The 17,854-nt window shown below is 70.2% G+C and carries 14 protein-coding genes, 2 tRNA genes and 1 pseudogene; 4 read left to right on the top strand and 13 right to left on the bottom strand.

Annotated elements, in window-relative coordinates; all coding sequences use genetic code 11:
• Complete coding sequence (locus ABZO29_RS23060) at window positions 1-2,517, top strand: MFS transporter (protein WP_367322082.1); 2,517 nt, start codon at window positions 1-3, stop codon at window positions 2,515-2,517.
• 290 nt (window positions 2,518-2,807) lie between these two features.
• A pseudogene (locus ABZO29_RS23055) lies at window positions 2,808-3,312 on the top strand (YceI family protein); the annotation flags it as partial.
• Window positions 3,313-3,357: 45 nt separating this feature from the next.
• Here ABZO29_RS23055 and ABZO29_RS23050 read toward each other — a convergent pair.
• The gene (locus tag ABZO29_RS23050) at window positions 3,358-3,744 is read right to left on the bottom strand and encodes a hypothetical protein (RefSeq protein WP_367326433.1); all 387 of its coding nucleotides are present in this window, start codon (window positions 3,742-3,744) and stop codon (window positions 3,358-3,360) included.
• A 93-nt stretch (window positions 3,745-3,837) separates the two neighbouring features.
• Between ABZO29_RS23050 and ABZO29_RS23045 the strand changes: the two genes are divergently transcribed.
• Complete coding sequence (locus ABZO29_RS23045) at window positions 3,838-4,308, top strand: PPOX class F420-dependent oxidoreductase (RefSeq protein ID WP_367322081.1); 471 nt, start codon at window positions 3,838-3,840, stop codon at window positions 4,306-4,308.
• 6 nt (window positions 4,309-4,314) lie between these two features.
• Here the strand turns inward: ABZO29_RS23045 and ABZO29_RS23040 are convergent, their stop codons facing one another.
• The 10 genes from ABZO29_RS23040 to ABZO29_RS22995 all read right to left on the bottom strand — a co-directional run bounded on the left by ABZO29_RS23040 (window position 4,315) and on the right by ABZO29_RS22995 (window position 16,109).
• Window positions 4,315-5,079 (bottom strand): TetR/AcrR family transcriptional regulator, encoded by a 765-nt coding sequence (locus tag ABZO29_RS23040; RefSeq protein ID WP_367322080.1) that lies wholly within the window; start codon window positions 5,077-5,079, stop codon window positions 4,315-4,317.
• Between the two features lie 141 nt (window positions 5,080-5,220).
• Window positions 5,221-6,696: an MFS transporter gene (locus ABZO29_RS23035; protein ID WP_367322079.1), complete on the bottom strand. Its 1,476-nt coding sequence runs from the start codon at window positions 6,694-6,696 to the stop codon at window positions 5,221-5,223.
• Window positions 6,697-6,829: 133 nt separating this feature from the next.
• On the bottom strand, window positions 6,830-9,124 hold the full coding sequence (locus ABZO29_RS23030) for an ArnT family glycosyltransferase (RefSeq protein ID WP_367322078.1): 2,295 nt from the start codon (window positions 9,122-9,124) through the stop codon (window positions 6,830-6,832).
• On the bottom strand, window positions 9,121-10,611 hold the full coding sequence (locus ABZO29_RS23025) for a glycosyltransferase (protein ID WP_367322077.1): 1,491 nt from the start codon (window positions 10,609-10,611) through the stop codon (window positions 9,121-9,123). Before ABZO29_RS23025 ends, ABZO29_RS23030 begins: the two co-directional genes overlap by 4 nt.
• A gap of 14 nt (window positions 10,612-10,625) precedes the next feature.
• Window positions 10,626-12,266 carry an ATP-binding protein gene (locus ABZO29_RS23020; RefSeq protein ID WP_367322076.1) on the bottom strand — a complete coding sequence of 547 codons (1,641 nt, stop codon included), beginning with the start codon at window positions 12,264-12,266 and terminating at the stop codon, window positions 10,626-10,628.
• Window positions 12,263-13,003 carry a response regulator transcription factor gene (locus tag ABZO29_RS23015; protein WP_026179246.1) on the bottom strand — a complete coding sequence of 247 codons (741 nt, stop codon included), beginning with the start codon at window positions 13,001-13,003 and terminating at the stop codon, window positions 12,263-12,265. The genes ABZO29_RS23020 and ABZO29_RS23015 overlap by 4 nt, the downstream gene beginning before the upstream one ends.
• Before the next feature lie 117 nt (window positions 13,004-13,120).
• Window positions 13,121-13,474, bottom strand: coding sequence for an antibiotic biosynthesis monooxygenase (locus tag ABZO29_RS23010; RefSeq protein ID WP_367322075.1), 354 nt, complete (start codon window positions 13,472-13,474; stop codon window positions 13,121-13,123).
• 120 nt (window positions 13,475-13,594) lie between these two features.
• Window positions 13,595-14,506, bottom strand: a complete 912-nt coding sequence (locus tag ABZO29_RS23005) for a DUF2797 domain-containing protein (protein ID WP_367322074.1) — start codon at window positions 14,504-14,506, stop codon at window positions 13,595-13,597.
• Window positions 14,507-14,634: 128 nt separating this feature from the next.
• A complete protein-coding gene (locus ABZO29_RS23000; protein ID WP_367322073.1) occupies window positions 14,635-15,627 on the bottom strand; it encodes a Bro-N domain-containing protein in 993 nt (330 codons plus the stop codon).
• A gap of 119 nt (window positions 15,628-15,746) precedes the next feature.
• Window positions 15,747-16,109: an HGxxPAAW family protein gene (locus tag ABZO29_RS22995; RefSeq protein ID WP_367322072.1), complete on the bottom strand. Its 363-nt coding sequence runs from the start codon at window positions 16,107-16,109 to the stop codon at window positions 15,747-15,749.
• 158 nt (window positions 16,110-16,267) lie between these two features.
• On the opposite strand from ABZO29_RS22995, the gene ABZO29_RS22990 reads away from it, so the two are divergent.
• Window positions 16,268-17,230 (top strand): NAD(P)H-dependent flavin oxidoreductase, encoded by a 963-nt coding sequence (locus tag ABZO29_RS22990; RefSeq protein ID WP_367322071.1) that lies wholly within the window; start codon window positions 16,268-16,270, stop codon window positions 17,228-17,230.
• Between the two features lie 91 nt (window positions 17,231-17,321).
• Here ABZO29_RS22990 and ABZO29_RS22985 read toward each other — a convergent pair.
• Together ABZO29_RS22985 and ABZO29_RS22980 are read right to left on the bottom strand one after the other, a co-directional pair.
• Window positions 17,322-17,394, bottom strand: a tRNA-Arg gene (locus ABZO29_RS22985).
• A gap of 231 nt (window positions 17,395-17,625) precedes the next feature.
• Window positions 17,626-17,716, bottom strand: a tRNA-Ser gene (locus tag ABZO29_RS22980).
• Between the last annotated feature and the right edge of the window lie 138 nt (window positions 17,717-17,854).

Below are 17,854 nucleotides of genomic sequence, written 5' to 3'. Positions count from 1 at the left end.
ATGGCAACGACCACACCAGCCGGTGTGCGGGCCCACGCCAAGCACGGGAGAGGCTCCACAGGCTCCTCCGACGGCGTCCGGATGACCCACCGGCAGATCATGGAGGCGCTCTCCGGGCTGCTGCTCGGGATGTTCGTGGCGATCCTGTCGTCCACGATCGTCTCGAACGCCCTCCCGCAGATCATCGGCGACCTCGGCGGCGGCCAGTCCGCCTACACCTGGGTCGTCACCGCCACGCTGCTGGCGATGACGGCGGCCACACCCCTGTGGGGCAAGCTCGCCGACCTGTACAACAAGAAGGCGCTCGTCCAGACCGCGCTGGTGATCTACGTGCTCGGATCGGCGGCCGCCGGTCTGTCGCAGAACGCCGGGATGCTGATCGCCTGCCGTGTCGTGCAGGGCATCGGCGTCGGCGGTCTGTCCGCCCTCGCGCAGATCGTGATGGCGGCGATGATCTCCCCGCGGGAGCGCGGCCGTTACTCCGGCTACCTCGGCGCGACCTTCGCCGTCGCCACCGTCGGTGGCCCGCTGCTCGGCGGTGTCATCACCGACACCTCGTGGCTGGGCTGGCGCTGGTGCTTCTACGTCGGTGTGCCGTTCGCCGTCATCGCGCTCATCGTGCTGCAGAAGACCCTGCATCTGCCGGTCGTGAAGCGGGACGTGAAGGTCGACTGGGCCGGCGCGTTCTTCATCTCGGCGGCGGTCTCGCTGCTGCTGGTCTGGGTCACCTTCGCGGGTGACAAGTACGACTGGCTGTCGTGGCAGACGTACTCGATGCTCGCGGGCTCGGTCGTGCTGGGGCTGATCTTCGTGCTCGTCGAGTCGAAGGCCGGTGAGCCGATCATCCCGCTGCGGCTGTTCCGCAACCGCACCATCACCCTGTCGTCGCTCGCCTCGATGTTCGTGGGCGTCGCGATGTTCTCCGGCACGGTCTTCTTCGCCCAGTACTTCCAGCTGGCCCGCAACGAGTCCCCAACCATGTCCGGCGTCCTGACGATCCCGATGATCGGCGGTCTGTTCGTCTCCTCCACCGTCTCCGGGCAGCTCATCACCCGCACAGGGAAGTGGAAGGCCTGGCTGGTCGGCGGTGGTGTGCTCATCACGGCGGGCCTCGGGCTGCTGGGCACCATCCGCTACGACACCGAGTACTGGAAGACCGCCGTCTTCATGGCCCTGCTCGGTCTCGGCGTCGGCATGATGATGCAGAACCTGGTGCTGTCCACGCAGAACCAGGTGGACCCGAGCGACCTCGGCTCGGCCAGCTCCACCGTCACCTTCTTCCGGTCCCTCGGCGGTGCGATGGGCGTCTCGGCGCTGGGTGCCGTCATGGCCAACCGCATCACCGACTACGCCAAGGACGGCATCGCCGGTCTCGGCCCCAAGTACGCCGCTCTGGCGTCCGGTTCGAGCTCCACCGGCGAGATCCCGGACATGGACAAGCTGCCCGCGCCGCTGCGCACGGTGATGGAGAGCGCGTACGGCCACGGCATCGCGGACGTGTTCCTGATCGCGGGGGGCCTGGCCCTGCTCGCCTTCCTGATCACGCTGTTCATCAAGGAGGTCCCGCTGAGGACGAAGGGTGCGATGGCACAGGCGGCGGCGGAGGAGGCCCCGGCGACCGCGGAGCCCACGGTCGGCCCGGTGGCCGAGAGGGTCCCGAGCTGGGCCGTCACCGCCGACGTCCCCACCGGTCCGGAGGGCAAGCGGATCGCAGCGGTCACCACGGTGGCCCGTCCCGAGGAGAGCGCCGGATCCGGCGGCATCCCGGTGCGCGGCTTCGTCCGCGGCACCGAGAGCGCGCCCGTCCCGCGGGCCGCGGTCACCCTCGTCTCGCTCGCGGGGCGCCGGCTGGGGCGCTCGATCGCGCAGGCCGACGGCTCGTACGCGGTGGACGCGCCGGGCGCGGGTTCGTACGTCCTGATCGCCTCCGCCGACGGGTTCCAGCCGCAGGCGTCCACGGTCGTCGTGGACGGCGACGAGCCGGTGGCGTACGACATCCTGTTCAGCGGCACCAGCGGGCTGGGCGGTGTCGTGCGGGCCGCGGAGACGGGCGGGCCGGTCAAGGACGCGATGGTGATCGTCACCGACGTGCGCGGGGACCTGCTGGCCACCGGCTTCTCCGGAGAACAGGGGGAGTTCTCCTTCGCCGAACTGGTGCCGGGTGCCGTGACCGTCGCGGTGAACGCCGCCGGGTTCCGGCCACGCGCCCTGCCCGTCGAGGTGGGCGGCACCGGGGTCACCCGGATCGAGGTCGAGCTCGACGCCGGAGCCCGCGTCCAGGGCGTCGTACGGTCGCCGCACGGTCCGCTGGCCGACGCCCGCGTGACGCTGGTCGACGGGGCGGGCAACGTCGTCGGCACGGCGACGACCGGCACGGACGGGGCGTACGCCTTCGCCGACCTGGACCGCGGCGAGTACACGGTCATCGCGACGGGCTATCCGCCGGTGGCCACCGCGCTGAACCTCGGCGGCGGCGTCGACGACCACGACATCGAACTCGCCCACCCCGGCGAGTAGTACGGCCCCGGCCCGTGGCGGGCGGCGCGCTCCGAGCGGAGGCATGCCCTCGCCACGGGCCGGTCACTTGTGAGGAGTTGTGTGAGACGGCACTGACCGCGAGGATCCGCACCTGCTGGGCAAGGGCGGTCACACCCTCGTCCGGGGCGGTTCGGACGTCGGCCTGATGAAGGTGGTCGCCGACGGCGTGCAGGACGCGGGAGGCCGGCTCTGCGGAGTCTCGGTGGCACGCCAGGGCGCGGACGAGATGGTGATCGCGAAGGACCTCGCCGAGCCGGGACGGATGGGCCGTGTCGCACGCGCTCGTCACCGTGACGGTGCGGACGCCGGGACGACGCGGAGGGCGTGGTGCGGAACGACACCACCCTGGCCGTCGGCGCGTACACCGTCGTCGTCACGGACGTCGGCTACGCGCCCGCCGCCGGACCGGGTCGGGACGGTGACGCCGGCCCGGCAGGGCGGAACGGAGCTGCCGCCGCCCGGGCCGCGCATCTCCAGCGTGCGCGGGCGGTTCACGGAGTTCGCGGGCGCCATCGAGGTCGCGCCGTACGTCACCAAGTCCCGGGTGGCCGTGGTCGTCCGGGCAGTCTCCGTCGACACCGGCAACGGCACGCGTGCCACCCACCTGCGCTCCGTGGACTTCCTGGACGTCGACGCGTACCCCGAGATCCCCTACCGCCCCACCGGCCGGACCGCGGCGGGCGCCGACCGCTGGACGGTCCTCGGGGAGCTGGGGATGCACGGGATCGTACGGCCGTGGCCCTCGACCTCGCCCACATCGGGACCGGCTCCGACCACCAGGCGGTGCAGGGGGAGTCGCTGCCGCGGACCTGCGCGGCCCTACATGAGGCCGACGGTGCGGGGCGGGGCGAACAGATGGCGGGCCCGGTGCTCCTCGGCCACCATGACCGCCCCGGCCCTCGGGTCCGGCGTCCGCTCCGCCTTCGACAGCCGCTCCCGGTGCTCGGCGCACGTACGGCACGACGGGTCCCAGTCGGGCAGCGACTCGGCGTGGGCGTCGGCCAGATGCCGGCTGAGGCGGATCTGCGTCCCCACGATGCTGTCCGTGAAGTCCCAGTCCACCGTGGGATCCTCGGCCACCAGCCCCGCGATCTCGGCCTGGATGCCTCTCATCGCCTCGTACATCCGCACGCATTCGGCGCAGTCCCACATCCAGGCGGGCGGCAGCGGCCACTGGTCTGCGGGGTCGAGCTCGTCGCCACTCATACTCGTCACAGTAGGAGGACCTTCCCCGACAGCCACAGGCATAGGCCCGACAGGGTCACCGACGTGGCCCTCGCCAAGCCCTAGGCTGCGGTCATGGCACCGAACATCGCGACGAACACCAAGGTATCCCTGGACGAGCTGCTGGACTTCGTACGACCCCGCCACCACGCCCTCCTGCTGACCCGGCGGACCGACGGCAGCCCCCAGGCATCGCCGCTGACCTGCGGAGTCGACGACTCCGGACGGATCGTGATCTCCACTTACCCGGAGCGCGCCAAGACGCGCAACGCCAAGCGGGATCCCCGGGTCAGCGTCATCGTGCTGAGCGACGACTGGAACGGGCCCTGGGTGCAGGTCGACGGAACCGCCGAGGTCATCGACACACCGGACTCCGTGGAGCCGCTCGTGGAGTACTACCGCAACATCGCCGGCGAGCACCCCGACTGGGACGAGTACCGGGCGGCCATGGTCAAGCAGGGGAAGTCGATCATCCGGATCACGCCGGAGCGGTGGGGGCCGGTAGCGACGGGAGGATTCCCCGCGCGGCTGGTGGCCGACCGGTAGGCCGGGTCAGCCCCGCTCCACCATCGCCTCGATCCCCGCCACCAGCAGGTCCAGGGCGAAGGTGAAGTCCCGGTCCAGCATCTCCGCGACCGTGTCCCCGCCGCGGGCCGCCATGATGTCCTGGGCCTCCTCGAGAACCTCCGCGGCCTCCGGGGCGGCCTCGGTCATCACCGAGGTCATGGCCTGCTGGAAGTAGTCGTCCGGGGTCATGCCGGCGTCCGCGACGCGGGTGAAGAAGTGGCCCTCGATCGTGCCGTACCCGTACACGAACTGGAAGACGGCCGAGATCGCGCCGGTCACCCCGTGCGCGGGCAGTCCGGTGCGGCGGATGACGCGCTGGACCAGGCGGGAGAAGGCGAGCGCGTTGGGGCCGATGTTGAGGTAACGGCCCACGAGCGGCGACAGCCACGGATGGCGGACCAGCAGCGTCCGGTACTCCGTGGCCATCATCCGCAGCTGGTCGCGCCAGTCCTCGTGCGCCGCGTCCGGGTCGGGCAGGCTCAGCTCGCCGAAGACCGCGTCCAGGGCGAGTTCGAGCAGGTCGTCCTTGGTGTCGACGTACCAGTAGACGGACATCGCGGTGACGTTCAGCTCGGCGGCGAGCCTGCGCATGGAGAACTTGGCCAGCCCCTCGGCGTCCAGCAGCCGCACGGTCACCTGAGTGATCCGCTCCCGGTCAAGCCCCGACGGCTGCCCGCCACGCCCACCCCGGCGCGCCTTGCCCTCCAGCCAGACGCTGGACCGGGGGGCCCGCTCGGCTGCCTTCACCATGGCGTACCTTCCTCGACTCTTCCACGCCGGTCAGCATAAGCAGGCCCAAAGGGGCGCGGTGCGGTGCATATGGGCTCCGCCGCGCGGGCGCGGCCGGCCACAACGGACCCGCAGCCGCACGACTGCCCGGCCCCCACCCTCTCAGGCGACCACCACCTCCGAGTCTGCCCGCTCAGCCCTCCGCAACAACGCGGCCGCGGCCAACCCCCCGAGCAACACGGCCAACGCCCCCACCAACTGACTGGTCTCCAGCCCGGAGGAGAACGCGTCGGTGATGTGTGACTTCTCCTTTGCCGACCCCGCAGCAGCCAGCGCCGCCGGCAAAGATGACGCGGCCACCGGAATCAACGCGGCGAAACGGGAGTTGAGCACCGCCCCGAGCACAGCCACACCGAGCCCGTTGCCGAATTCCGCCAACGTCCCGTTGATCCCGGCCCCCACCCCCGCCTTCGCGGGCGGAATCGCACTCATGATCGCATGCGCCATCGCGGGGTTGGCGACCGCGCACCCCGCACCGATGAGGAGCAGCCCCAGCAGTGTGCCCGCGTAACCGCCGGAGGCGGTCGTCGCGATCGACGCGAGGCCGGCCGACATGAGCCCCATGCCGAGCAGGATCGACAGGGGCGTACCGAGCTTCGCCGTCCACTTCGCCGACAGCCCCGAGAAGTTCAACGCCACCACCGACAGTGCAAGGGGTGCCGTACGCAGCCCCGCCTCCAGTGGGCCGTACCCGAGCACGAACTGCAGGTGCTGCGTCAGCAGGAACAACGCCCCGCCCATCCCGAAGGTGATCAGCACCGCACCCGCGACCGCGCCCGTGAACCGGCGGTCCTTGAAGAACTGCAGGTCGAGCATGGGGTACGGGATGCGGCTCTCCCAGTAAGCGAACACCGCGAGGACCACGACCGCCACCGCCGCCGGCACCAGTACCCGCCCCGCCGTCCAGCCGTGCTCCGGCCCGGAGATGACCGCGTACACCAGCGATCCCATACCGACCGTCGAGAGCAGCGCACCGAGCAGGTCGGGCCGGTCTCCGCGGGGGTTCCTGGACTCCGGGACCAGGACCACGACCGCCGCCAGCCCCAGCGCGGCGACCGGCAGGTTGATCAGGAAGATCGCGCCCCACCAGAAGTGGTTCAGCATGAAACCGCCGATCAGCGGGCCCGCGGCGAAGCCCAGTGCGTTCACCGCGCTCCAGATGCCGATCGCCCTGGGCTGCTCCTCGGACGCGAAGATCTGCATCGCCACGGCGAGGGTGGTGGTCAGCAGCAGCGCGCCGCCGACGCCCATGCCGGCTCGCGCCGCGATCAACCGGCCCGTCGAGTCGGCGAGTCCGGCGACCAGCGACCCCGCGCCGAACAGGGCCAGGCCCGCGATCAGCATCCGCTTGCGGCCGTAACGGTCGGCGGCGCTGCCCGCGGTGAGCAGCAGGCCGGACTGGACCAGGGAGTACGCGTTGATCATCCACTGGATGTCGGAGGTGGCCGCGCCCAGTTCGCGGGTGAGCGAGGGGATCGCCACGTTCAGGACGGTGTTGTCGAGCAGCACGGTCAGCTGCGCGAGACAGATGACACCGAGGATGAGCCAGCGCTGGGGATGGCCCTGGGAGGTCGTCATGCCGTACACCGTAGAACAGTTCTTATACGGCGTACAACGGTGATGCGGAGACACGAAGAAGGGCGGTGACTGTGGTCACCGCCCTTCTCTCCTCGGCTCTTCTCGGCTCTTCTCGGCTCTTCTCAGCCGACCGTCAGCTGCTGCTGCTCGCCTTCTGCGTGAGGTCGTAGAAGGTGGCCGTACCGACCGTGACCTGCTTGAAGTTGGCCTCGACCCACGCGGTGATCTGCGAGGACGTGCCGTTGCTGCTGCCGCCCATGCCACCGCCGGTGCCACTGGAGATGAAGTAGTGGATCTTTCCGTCCGCCACGTACTTCTGGAACTCGGCCAGCGTCGGCGACGGGTCGGTGCCGTTGAAGCCGCCGATCGCCATCACCGGCTGGCCGGTGGACAGCTGGTAGCTCGCGGCGTTCTGCGCGCCGATGGCCGCCGCGGCCCAGGTGTAGTCGTCGGCGTCGGTCTCCAGCAAGTTCTTGGCCTCGGAGGAGACGTTGGCCCCGTTGAGCAGGCCGCCGACGCCACCGCCACCGCCCGTGCCGCCACCGTCGCCGAGGGCCGAACCTCCCCCGCCGGGGCCGCCCTGCTGGTTCTGGCCCTGACCCTGGGTGCTGCCGTTGCCGTTCTGCTGGTTCTGGCCCTGCCGGCCCGGCATACCGCCACCGGGGAAGCCGTTGCCGTTGCCCTGCTGGTTCTGACCCTGCTGGTTCTGACCCTGCTGGTTCTGACCCTGCTGGTTCTGGGCACCACCCGGGAAGCCGCCCCCACCGGGGCCGCCACCGCCGCCAGGGCCACCGCGACCGCCCGCGACGGCGGGACCGGCGGTGACGATCGAGCCGGTGTGGGCCTCGTTCAGTGTGGTGAGCGTGTACGCCGTCGGGCCGGCCAGCGCGGCGACGAAGCTCAACCCGACGACGCCCATGGCCAGTTGGCGACCCAGCCTGTTCACGAAGACCAGGCCGAGCGCGGCGACCAGACCGCCGACCAGCACGAGCCACTTCAGCCACGGCAGGTAGTCCGAGGAGCGGTTGAGGAGGACGTAACCCCACACCGCGGTGGCCGTCATGGCGCCCGCCAGCGTCAGCGACGCCCAGACCTTGTCCCGCTCCTTCCAGAGCAGCGCCGAGCCCATGCCGATCAGCGGCGCGATGTAGGGGGCGAGGGCCACGGTGTAGTACTCGTGGAAGATGCCCTGCATGAAGCTGAAGACCACCATGGTGATCAGCAGCGAGCCGCCCCAGAGGAGGAAGTCCGCTCGGGTGCTGTCGGTGCGCTTCGCCATGGGGGTCCCCCCGCTCGAGCGAAGCCGAGAGTGGGGGAGGGTGGCCCAGACGGCGGCCGCCAGCAGGATCAGCGCGGCCGGGATCAGCCAGGAGATCTGGCCGCCGATGTTGGAGCTGAACATCCGGTCCCAGCCGGTCTCGCCCCAGTTGCCGCCGCCGTTGCCGCCACCGCCGCCGACACTGCCGGTCTCCTCACCGTTGATGCGGCCGAGGCCGTTGTAGCCGAAGGTCAGCTCCAGGAAGGAGTTGTTCTGCGAGCCGCCGATGTAGGGACGGGAGGACGCCGGCCACAGCTCGACGATCGCGACCCACCAGCCGCCCGCGACGACCATCGCGAGCCCGGCGAGCAGCACCTGGCCGACGCGCTTCTTCCAGCTCGCCGGCGCGAAGACGACGTAGACGAGGGCGAGGACCGGCAGGATCAGGAAGGCCTGCAGGGTCTTGACCAGGAAGGCGAGGCCGATCGCGACGCCGGCCCACATCAGCCACTTCGTCTGCGCCCTCTCCATGGCGCGCTGAGTGCAGTAGACCGAGGCAGCCATCAGCAGCGCGAGGGCCGCGTCCGGGTTGTTGAAGCGGAACATCAGCGCGGCGACGGGCGTGAGCGCGAACACCGCCATGGTGATGAACCCGGCCGCCGCACTGAACCGTCGGCGGACGGACGCGTAGAGCACGGCAGCCGTGGCGACCGCCATCAGCACCTGCGGGAACAGGATCGCGAAGGAGTTCAGACCGAAGAGCCGAACCGAGAGGGCCATCGGCCACAGTGAGGCCGGGGGCTTGTCGACGGTGATGGCGTTGGCCGCGTCGAGGGAGCCGAAGAAGAATGCCTTCCAGGACTGGCTGCCCGCCTGGACGGCCGCCGAGTAGAAGGAGTTGGCGTAACCGGAAGCCGTGAGGTTCCAGGTGTAGAGGCCGCCGATCACCAGCAGCGTGAGGAGGAACCCGGGGCGCACCCAGCGAGGGTCCTCGGGGCGGCCGCGCCACAGTCTCCGTACGAAGGGCTGCTGGGGCTCGCCGGACTCCGGCGCCGGCACGGCCGGTTCCTGCGGCGGTGCTGTCGGGGGCGGGCCCCAGGAGATGGGTGCCGTATTCGTCGTACTGGCCGCGTCGGCCTGAACGGTCGTCCGGTCGTAGTGGGTTGTCATCGGGAATCCCCCGTGTCGGTGTCGTAGGGGCGCACCGGCTGGAGCCGCATGGTGGCGTCCCGCCAGGTGCCGTCCGCGGCTTCACCGGCGCGGAACCGGGTGGTGTCGTACGAGTAGTGGGGCGCGTGCTGCGCCACCGGGCGCTGCGGCAGCGGCGCGTACGGGCCGCCGGGCTGCTGCGGTGCTCCCGCCGTGGTGTAGGCCGGCGAGGACGGGGTGTGCGAGGCGACCACCGTCGAGGTGCTCTCCCGGCGGTCCGAGAAGACCCAGGCGCGGAAGAGGAGGAACCGCAGAACCGTCGCCGCGAGGTTGGCGGCGATGAGGACCGCCAGTTCGGTCGAGTGCGCGGGATCGCTGGTGGCCGCGCCGAGGGCGGCGAGGGAGCCGCTGGTGAGGGCGAGGCCGATGCCGAAGACGACCAGGCCCTGTGCCTGGTGCTTGACGGCGCCGCCGCTGCCCCGCACCCCGAAGGTCAGGCGCCGGTTGGCCGCCGTGTTGGCGATCGCCGACACGAGCAGGGCGAGCGCGTTGGCGACCTGCGAGCCGGTGAAGACCCGGAAGCCGCTGTAGAGCAGCAGATAGAAGAGGGTCGACAGACCGCCGATGACGCAGAACCCGACGAGCTGGCGGGCCAGCCCCTTGGGCACGTCCTCGATCTCACGGTCGCGCGGATCGTCGCCGAACGGGCGGGTGAGCCGGTCCAGCGGAAGCGAACCGGAGGCGAGGGCCTTGCCCACGCGCCACACCCCCTTGAGGTCGTCGGTCGCCGTCTTCACGATGTGGACGGTGGAGTTCGGATCGTCCACCCAGTCGACGGGCACCTCGTGGATCCGCAGCCCGGCCCGCTCCGCGACCACCAGCATCTCGGTGTCGAAGAACCAGCCGGTGTCCTCCACCAGGGGCAGCAGCACCTGGGCCACGTCCCTGCGGATCGCCTTGAAGCCGCACTGCGCGTCGGAGAAGCGGGCCTGCAGCGAGCCCCGCAGGATCAGGTTGTACGCACGGCTGATGAGCTCCCGCTTGGGCCCGCGGACCACGCGGGAGCTGCGAGCCAGCCGGGAACCGATCGCCAGGTCGGAGTGACCCGAGATCAGCGGCGCCACCAGCGGCAGCAGCGCGTTGAGGTCGGTGGACAGGTCCACGTCCATGTAGGCGAGGATCGGGGCGTCCGAAGCCGACCAGACGGTCCGCAGCGCACGGCCGCGGCCCTTCTGCTCGAGCCGGAAGGACGTGACCTCCGGGATCTCCGCCTCCAGCCGCGACGCCACCAGCGGGGTGGTGTCCGTCGACGCGTTGTCCGCGATCGTGATGCGGAACGCGTACGGGAAGGTGCGCTTGAGGTGATCATGCAGTCTCAGCACACACGGCTGGAGGTCCTTCTCCTCGTTGTAGACGGGGATCACTACGTCCAGGACAGGCGTACCGGCGTCTCCGGCCGGGAGGTGCTCCCGCGCCGGCAGGGTGCCGGGAGAAGAGTCGGTTCGCATGGCACCGACTCTGGTCAGGCGCCCTGTTGCACCCATGTGGTGGCACTGTGCTGTACCTGTGAGTCCAGTTGCCAGTTCGTTTCGGGCGCGGGCTGCGGCGCGGCAGGCGCGAGCGCGGGCAGGTGCACCGTGAACACGGTCCGCCCGGGCACGCTGTCCACGGTCACGGCACCGCCGTGCGCGGTCGCCACGGCCTGCACGATCGCCAGCCCCAGACCGGTGGAACCGGTGGCGCGGGAGCGCGCGGAGTCGCCGCGGGCGAACCGTTCGAAGACGTGCGGGAGCAGGTCCGGCGGGATGCCCTGGCCGTTGTCCTGGACGTCCACGCACAGCCACGGTCCGCGTCTTTGCACGCGTGCGGTGACGGTCGTACCCGGTGGTGTGTGCGTACGGGCGTTGGCCAGCAGATTGACGAGCACCTGCTGCAGGCGTGCCGCGTCCGCGGACACCAGGGCCGGCTCGTCGGGGAGTTCGAGGCGCCACACGTGGTCCGGTCCGGCGGCGCGGGCGTCGCTGATGGTGTCGATGACCAGCGGTACGAGGTCGGTCTGCTCGAACTGCAGCGGACGGCCCGCGTCGAGGCGGGCGAGCAGCAGCAGGTCCTCGACGAGGAAGGTCATCCGGCCGGCCTCGGACTCGATACGGCCGAGGGCGTGCCGGGTGTCGGGCCCCACCTCTTCACGGCCTCGCCTGGTCAGCTCGGCGTACCCGCGGATGGACGCGAGAGGCGTACGGAGCTCGTGGCTGGCGTCCGCGACGAACTGCCGGACCCGCATCTCGCTCTCCTGGCGCGCGTGCAGGGCGCCGTGGACGTGGTTCAGCATCCGGTTGAGCGCGGCACCGACCTGGCCGACCTCGGTGTGCGGGTCGGTCTCGGACTCGGGCACACGCTCACTGAGGTTGACCTCGCCGGTGTGCAGGGGGAGTTCGGAGACGCGGGTGGCGGTCGCGGCTACCTTGCGGAGGGGGCGCGTGGCCACGCCGACGATGACCGTCCCGGCCAGGGAGGCGGCGATCAGGCCGGCGGCGGTGACGCTGACCTCGACGAGGATGAGCGTGTTGATGGTGCTGTTGACGTCGGTGGTCGGGACGGCGACGTAGTAGCTGCCCCTGTCGCCGCTCATGTACTCGACGCGGTACTCGCCGTACCCAGGGAGGTCCACGGTGTGCGCCTTGCTGTCCTGGGCCACGGAGCCGAGCACCTTGATCGCGGCGTCGGAGAGTTCCTGCGCCTTCATCGACAGGTCGTCCGAGGACTTCTTGCCGACCACGGCTGAGGTGATCGAGCCCTTCTCGACCTTCGCCGCGATCGTGCGCTGGGGCTGCGGGCCCTGCACGAACTCGCTGATGTCGGTCGACGTCTGGTTCGGCTGCTGGGGGTCGCCGGTGCCGGTGCCCTTGGTGCTCTCACCGCTGCCGGTCTTGTTGGGCCCGCCGGGCGGCCCGAACCGACCGGATGCGCGCTTCGCGACCTCGTTCAGCTGGCCGTCCAGCTGCTCGTACAGATGGGATCGCAGCGCGAGCGTCGTCACCGTGCCGATCACGGCACAGACCACGGCAATCAGCACCACGGACGCGACGACGAGCCGGGTCCGCAGGGTGCGCGGCTTTCCCGCTCGTCTCTTCTGCGGACGCGGCCGTCGTCGCCCGCTCATGACGCCGCGGGCTTGATCAGGTAGCCGGCACCACGCCGGGTGTGGATCATCGGCTCGCGGCCCGCGTCGATCTTCCTGCGCAGGTACGAGATGTAGAGCTCGACCACGTTGGCCTGCCCGCCGAAGTCGTACGACCACACACGATCGAGGATCTGCGCCTTGCTGAGTACGCGCCGCGGGTTGCGCATGAGGAAGCGCAGCAGCTCGAACTCGGTGGCGGTGAGGTGGATGCCCTCCCCTGCCCGCGAGACCTCGTGGCTGTCCTCGTCGAGGGTGAGGTCGCCTACGACGAGGACGGAGTCGGAACGCCGGTCGGCGGCACCGGAGCGCCGGATGAGCCCGCGCAGCCGTGCCACGACCTCTTCGAGGGAGAACGGCTTGGTGACGTAGTCGTCGCCACCGGCCGTGAGACCCGCGATCCGGTCCTCGACCGCGTCCTTCGCGGTCAGGAAGAGAACCGGCACGTCGGGCAGCTCGCGGCGCAGCCGGCCGAGGACGGTCAGCCCGTCCATGTCGGGCAGCATCATGTCGAGGACGACGGCGTCGGGACGGAACTCGCGCGCGGTCTGGATCGCGCCCGTACCGTCACCCGCGCTGCGGATCTGCCAACCCTCATAGCGAAGGGCCATGGACAGCAGTTCGGTGATCGACAGCTCGTCGTCCACCACAAGCACTCGGACGGGGCTCCCGTCCGGCCTCAGCAGTTCGGTGCGCCCCTGGGGCGAGGTCGTGGTCATGATGGACACCTTGTCGGTGTCCTCTGAGAACACGCTTTCACCTATCTGTGATTTCCCTGAGAAATGCACAGGCACCTCTCAGGGAACGCCTGGGAAGCCTTCACTCCACGTTGATCTTCAGGGCGTATCCGCCCGCTCGAATCCGTGACTGTGCTCCACCTTGGCGATGTGCAGGGAGTACCGCTCGTACCAGTGCGCACGTCCCTGCGCCTTGGCCGCCCGGTGCTCGGCATGGGACCGCCACTGCTCGATGCCGGCCAGATCCCGGAAGTAGCCGACGGTGATCCCGAGCCCGCCAGGGGCACGGGCGGCGTCCATCCCCAGGAACCCGGGGATGTCCTTCACGAGTTCCTCCAGCCGCTGGGCGGTCTCGCCGTATCCGTGGTCTCCCTCGGTACGAACGGAGGTGAAGACGACGACGTAGTACGGCGGTTGATGTGCCGCGACAGGTGCGATGTGCTGTTCGCTCATGTCATCCACGATCAGGCCGGCGGGCGGACGGCGTCCAGCGGCCTTACCGAAAGGGATCCCACAGGGATCCGACTCTTTACCTCGTGGCCTCGCGACCTCATGCCTCGCGACCTCGCGTCCTTAGAACAGCCCGTCCTGAAGGTGGCCGTCCTCCCTGAACTCACGAAGAGGAAGGGTTACTTCGCCTGCAGCACCGTCCGCTTCACCACCCCCGACCGGAACCAGCCCCCACCCGCTCATCAACCGTGTGTCGAGCACGACGACCTCGCCTCCGCCCCCGCCTCCGCCTCCGGCCTCGAGATGGAGATCAGGCCCCGCCGCCGCGACCAGCGCGCCGTTGACCACCCCGCCGGCGACGAGCTCGCTCACCGCCCCGACGGCGGCGGGCAGCCCCGCGAGCCCGAAAACGCGCACATGGTCCACGGGCTGGAACGGCTCTCGCGCGAGCGACTCCGGCCACCCGCCCAACACCACCGCCCGCGCATGCAGTTCGGAGATCTCAGCCGTCCGCTCCGCCTCCGTCGCGGGCAACGCGGACCGCACGGCCCGCTTATCGGCGTACGGAATCCGGTCGGGGACCCCGAGCGCCGCGCGCAACAACTCCTCGGTCCGGCGGGCAGCCATCAACGGCCCGGCGCCGAGCCAGCTGAAGCAGACGGCGCCCTGCTCCAGCAGCCGCGCCGACCCCCGCTCCACCGCCGTGATCCCGACCTTCACCATGCCGGGCCCGAACCACGCCAGATACACGTGGTACGGCCGCGGATCGTCCGCGAAGGTGTCCGCCGCGACGGAGTGCGCCCGATCCAGACGCGCGCACGCCTCGCAACGCGCGCCCGTACTGCGCCCCGGCACAACCGCCCGCACCGGACACGGGTGCCCACGTGCCCCCACACACCTGCGCACACCCCCCTCCACGACCCGGAAGGCCACCCGCTTCCCCCAGGTCAGCGCACTGCGCCGTCCACCGTCCCACTTCAGCTCGGGACCGTTTGCCGACCATGTCAGTCCCGAGCACGTCCATGCCTGTGCCATCACTCGCGAGGGTAGGCGTTGGGTCTGACAACGCCATCGCCCAACCCAGGGAGCGGTACGGTACGAAGGGCCCGAAGCCGCAACCTTGTTTTGCGGCTTCGGGCCCTCTGTCTCTCCCCCACCCGGGGCTACGGCAACACGTACACCGGCGTGCCGTCGGCGGTACACCCGCTCTGCCGCGTGCAGCCCCTCTTGAGCAGCATCCGCACACAGTCCCGGACGCGCTCCAGGGTCAGCCCCGTCCGCGTGGCGACCTCCTCCATCCGGCACCGCACCGCGCCCCGCACCAGCGCGGGGGCGAGGTACGCCGCCACGGCATGCACGTCATCCGCGACGACGAGGTTCTTCGCCCGCCACACGGCGAGGAGTTCCTGCGGTGTCATGGAAGGCTTGCCGCCCTCGGCCGCAGCGGGCTGGAAACGATCGGCAACGCGATCCAGGGTGTCGGCGATCCGGTGGAGGGCGTCGGCCATGGAGGTCTGGGCGCGGTGGGAGTCGGCGAGGAGGTCGTTGGTGCGGCTCAACTGCTCGTTGGTACGACGCATCTCCTCGATGCGCTCCGCCTGAGCGACGATCGACGCCTCGTCCGCCCGGATGTTCCGCTCCTCGAGCCGGACGATCGCGTCGGCGACCTGCTGCGGCATGAGATACGCCGTGCCACCGCTGGGGGCGGGCTGTACGGGGGCCGGTTCGAGACTGTAGGAACCGTCGCGCTGCAAGGTTGCGATGACCTCGCAGACCCAGGTCTTGAAGGGTGCGCACTCGGGCTTGGTGCAGCCGTTGACGAGGGCGACCAGGCCGCGCAGGTTCACCATCTTCATCGACTTCTGAAGCCTGTGACCTGCAAGTTTGCTCAAGGCGTCTACTGGATAGACGCCTTGTGCAATCTCACTGAGCCGCCTCGTGCAATCTGCTGCAACATGCCACAACAGCGCCTGACGCGTGTTTGCATAGCCAAGGTTCGTGGCCACGTCCGCCGCCGGAAACCAGTGCTCCCCATCCGGCAGAGTCAGCCTCCGCACCCGAGCCCCCGTGGCCGCGAACACGAAGTCGTTGATGTCGATCGCATCCTGTGACTCTGCCGCCGAGGGGTCCGGCGGCGTGTTGTCCTGCTCGTACATCGAGCATCACCTCCACACCGGAAGCTAGGCACACACGTACGCAACTCCCGTGCGGAGAAAGCATGTTCACCCGAAAGGGGACAGACGTATCGATTCTGCCCCCTGGCGGACCACGCCGACTACGACACGCTCTCCGGCGCGACCTCTGCGGGACGGCCCTCCGCCGGCACGACCACCACGGCCCTCTGCCGCCCCCGCCCCGCCAGTCGGCACGCCACGCACCCGGCATGCCCCTCCCGTGCCAGGTCGTCCCGGACCCGCATCCCCCACTGCTCCCGCGGCCGCACCCCCGGCGGCTTGCCCCACCCGCCCAGATGCAGCGCCCAGGTGACGAGCGCGCTCACGACCACGATCGCGAGCCCACCCCCCAGCGCCACGGCCGAGACCGTACACACCCCCAGCCCGACCACAGCGGCCCCGATGGTCGCGATCCCGAACCCGGTCCATCCTGCGACCGTGTGGCCTTCGTCATGCGCGCTCACTTACCTGCCTCCCTCTCCTGGGCAGCGGAACTCCACTGTCGGCGCAAGGACCTGAAGTCCCTTCACCGGCCGGCTAATTGTGCCGAGAGAGCCCTCCCCCCGCCCCTCCTTTGATCTCGCGATGCCCCTGCGCGCCGGCAGGAGCGATGATGTCGGTCATGGCGTTGTCGACGGCGTTCACGAAGTTGTTCGGTGTGCGGCATCCGATCGCGTCGGCGCCGATGGGCGGGTCGGCCGGTGGTGCGCTCGCTGCGGCTGTCTCGCGCGCCGGCGGGCTCGGGCTGCTGGGCTCCGGGGGCGGGGATCCGGACTGGCTGGCCCGCGAACTGCCCATCCTCGCAAACGGCACCGACAAGCCCTGGGGCATCGGCTTTCTGACGTGGCGAATCGATGCCGCCGCGGTCGAGCGGGCGCTGGAGCACCGTCCCACGGCGGTGATGCTGTCCTTCGGCGACCCGAGCCCCTTCGCCGAGCGGATCCGCCGGGCGGGCGTGGCACTGATCCTCCAGGTCACCGACCTGGAGGAGGCCAGGCGGGCGGTGGACGTGGGTGCCGATGTCATCGTGGCGCAGGGCACCGAGAGCGGTGGGCACGGCGCCCGGAACGGCAGGTCCGCCTTGCCGTTCGTGCCGGTCGTGGTGGACCTGGCGGCCCCGGTGCCGGTGCTGGCGGCCGGCGGGATCGCCGACGGCCGCGGCCTGGCGGCGGCCCTGGCCCTGGGCGCCGCGGGGGCAGTCATCGGCACCCGCTTCCAGGCCACGGCCGAGGCCCTGGTCCACCCCTCCATCACCGCCGCGATCCTCGAGGGACGCGGGGAGGACACCGAGCGCAACCGCGTACTGGACATCGCCCGCGGCTCGAGCTGGCCCTCCCGTTACACCGCTCGCACCCTGGGCCATCGCTACCTCGACCAATGGCGAGGCCGGGAAGCGGAACTCGCCGCGGATACGCAGGCCCAGCGGGACTACCAGGACGACGTCGCACGAGGCGAGGTGCCCCCGCTGCCGGTCTGGGCCGGCGAGGCCGTCGATCTCGTCAACGACCTACCCCCGGCAGCGGACCTCGTCGCCACCCTGGCCACCCAGGCCGAGGACGCTCTGACCCGAGCGGGAAAACCCTGACCGAACGCCAGTGAACGCGGCGGCACTTCGCTGCCGTACCCGCCCCAAAAACACCAGAGGCCCCGGAGTGATCCGGGGCCTCTGGCCTGTGCGCACTCGGCAGGATTCGAACCTGCAACCTTCTGATCCGTAGTCAGATGCTCTATCCGTTAAGCTACGAGTGCTTGTTTTGTTTTTGTCCCGCTCCCTGCCTTCCGGCCCGCTCGCGGCGACAGGAAGAACATTACATGACTGCCGCCGACATGTGAAATCCGTTTGCCGTAGCCCTTGTGAGCTGCGGAAACGTGATTCTGGGGCCATCCGGGGTGATGATCCGGTGAGGCAGTGCGCGGGGTGGGGTGATCTTCGGAAACGACGAAGCCCCGGTCGGGTCGACCGGGGCCTCGATGATCGCGCGGAGGCGGAGGGATTTGAACCCTCGATGGGCTTTAAGGCCCAAACCGCATTAGCAGTGCGGCGCCATAGACCGGACTAGGCGACGCCTCCAGCACAGCCGCTCGCGCGAGCGCGAGTGGTGCGTGCAGATGATGACACAGTCGAGCGTCGTGTCACCAATCGGCCTCCACGGTACTAGGCAGGCGGGGCGGAGGGCAAAGCCCTTTGCGCCGGTGAGCCGCCTGCCCC

The organism is Streptomyces sp. HUAS ZL42 (genome assembly GCF_040782645.1).
In the GTDB taxonomy this organism is placed as follows: domain Bacteria; phylum Actinomycetota; class Actinomycetes; order Streptomycetales; family Streptomycetaceae; genus Streptomyces.
This window is presented reverse-complemented; position numbering and strand designations above follow the sequence as displayed.

Excerpts from the sequence above, each read along its gene's own strand:
- ABZO29_RS23060 (WP_367322082.1), top strand. The coding sequence starts at position 1 with ATGGCAACGACCACACCAGCCGGTGTGCGGGCCCACGCCAAGCACGGG.
- ABZO29_RS23050 (WP_367326433.1), bottom strand. The coding sequence starts at position 3,744 with ATGAGTGGCGACGAGCTCGACCCCGCAGACCAGTGGCCGCTGCCGCCC.
- ABZO29_RS23045 (WP_367322081.1), top strand. The coding sequence starts at position 3,838 with ATGGCACCGAACATCGCGACGAACACCAAGGTATCCCTGGACGAGCTG.
- ABZO29_RS23040 (WP_367322080.1), bottom strand. The coding sequence starts at position 5,079 with ATGGTGAAGGCAGCCGAGCGGGCCCCCCGGTCCAGCGTCTGGCTGGAG.
- ABZO29_RS23035 (WP_367322079.1), bottom strand. The coding sequence starts at position 6,696 with ATGACGACCTCCCAGGGCCATCCCCAGCGCTGGCTCATCCTCGGTGTC.
- ABZO29_RS23030 (WP_367322078.1), bottom strand. The coding sequence starts at position 9,124 with ATGACAACCCACTACGACCGGACGACCGTTCAGGCCGACGCGGCCAGT.
- ABZO29_RS23025 (WP_367322077.1), bottom strand. The coding sequence starts at position 10,611 with ATGCGAACCGACTCTTCTCCCGGCACCCTGCCGGCGCGGGAGCACCTC.
- ABZO29_RS23020 (WP_367322076.1), bottom strand. The coding sequence starts at position 12,266 with ATGAGCGGGCGACGACGGCCGCGTCCGCAGAAGAGACGAGCGGGAAAG.
- ABZO29_RS23015 (WP_026179246.1), bottom strand. The coding sequence starts at position 13,003 with ATGACCACGACCTCGCCCCAGGGGCGCACCGAACTGCTGAGGCCGGAC.
- ABZO29_RS23010 (WP_367322075.1), bottom strand. The coding sequence starts at position 13,474 with ATGAGCGAACAGCACATCGCACCTGTCGCGGCACATCAACCGCCGTAC.
- ABZO29_RS23005 (WP_367322074.1), bottom strand. The coding sequence starts at position 14,506 with ATGGCACAGGCATGGACGTGCTCGGGACTGACATGGTCGGCAAACGGT.
- ABZO29_RS23000 (WP_367322073.1), bottom strand. The coding sequence starts at position 15,627 with ATGTACGAGCAGGACAACACGCCGCCGGACCCCTCGGCGGCAGAGTCA.
- ABZO29_RS22990 (WP_367322071.1), top strand. The coding sequence starts at position 16,268 with ATGGCGTTGTCGACGGCGTTCACGAAGTTGTTCGGTGTGCGGCATCCG.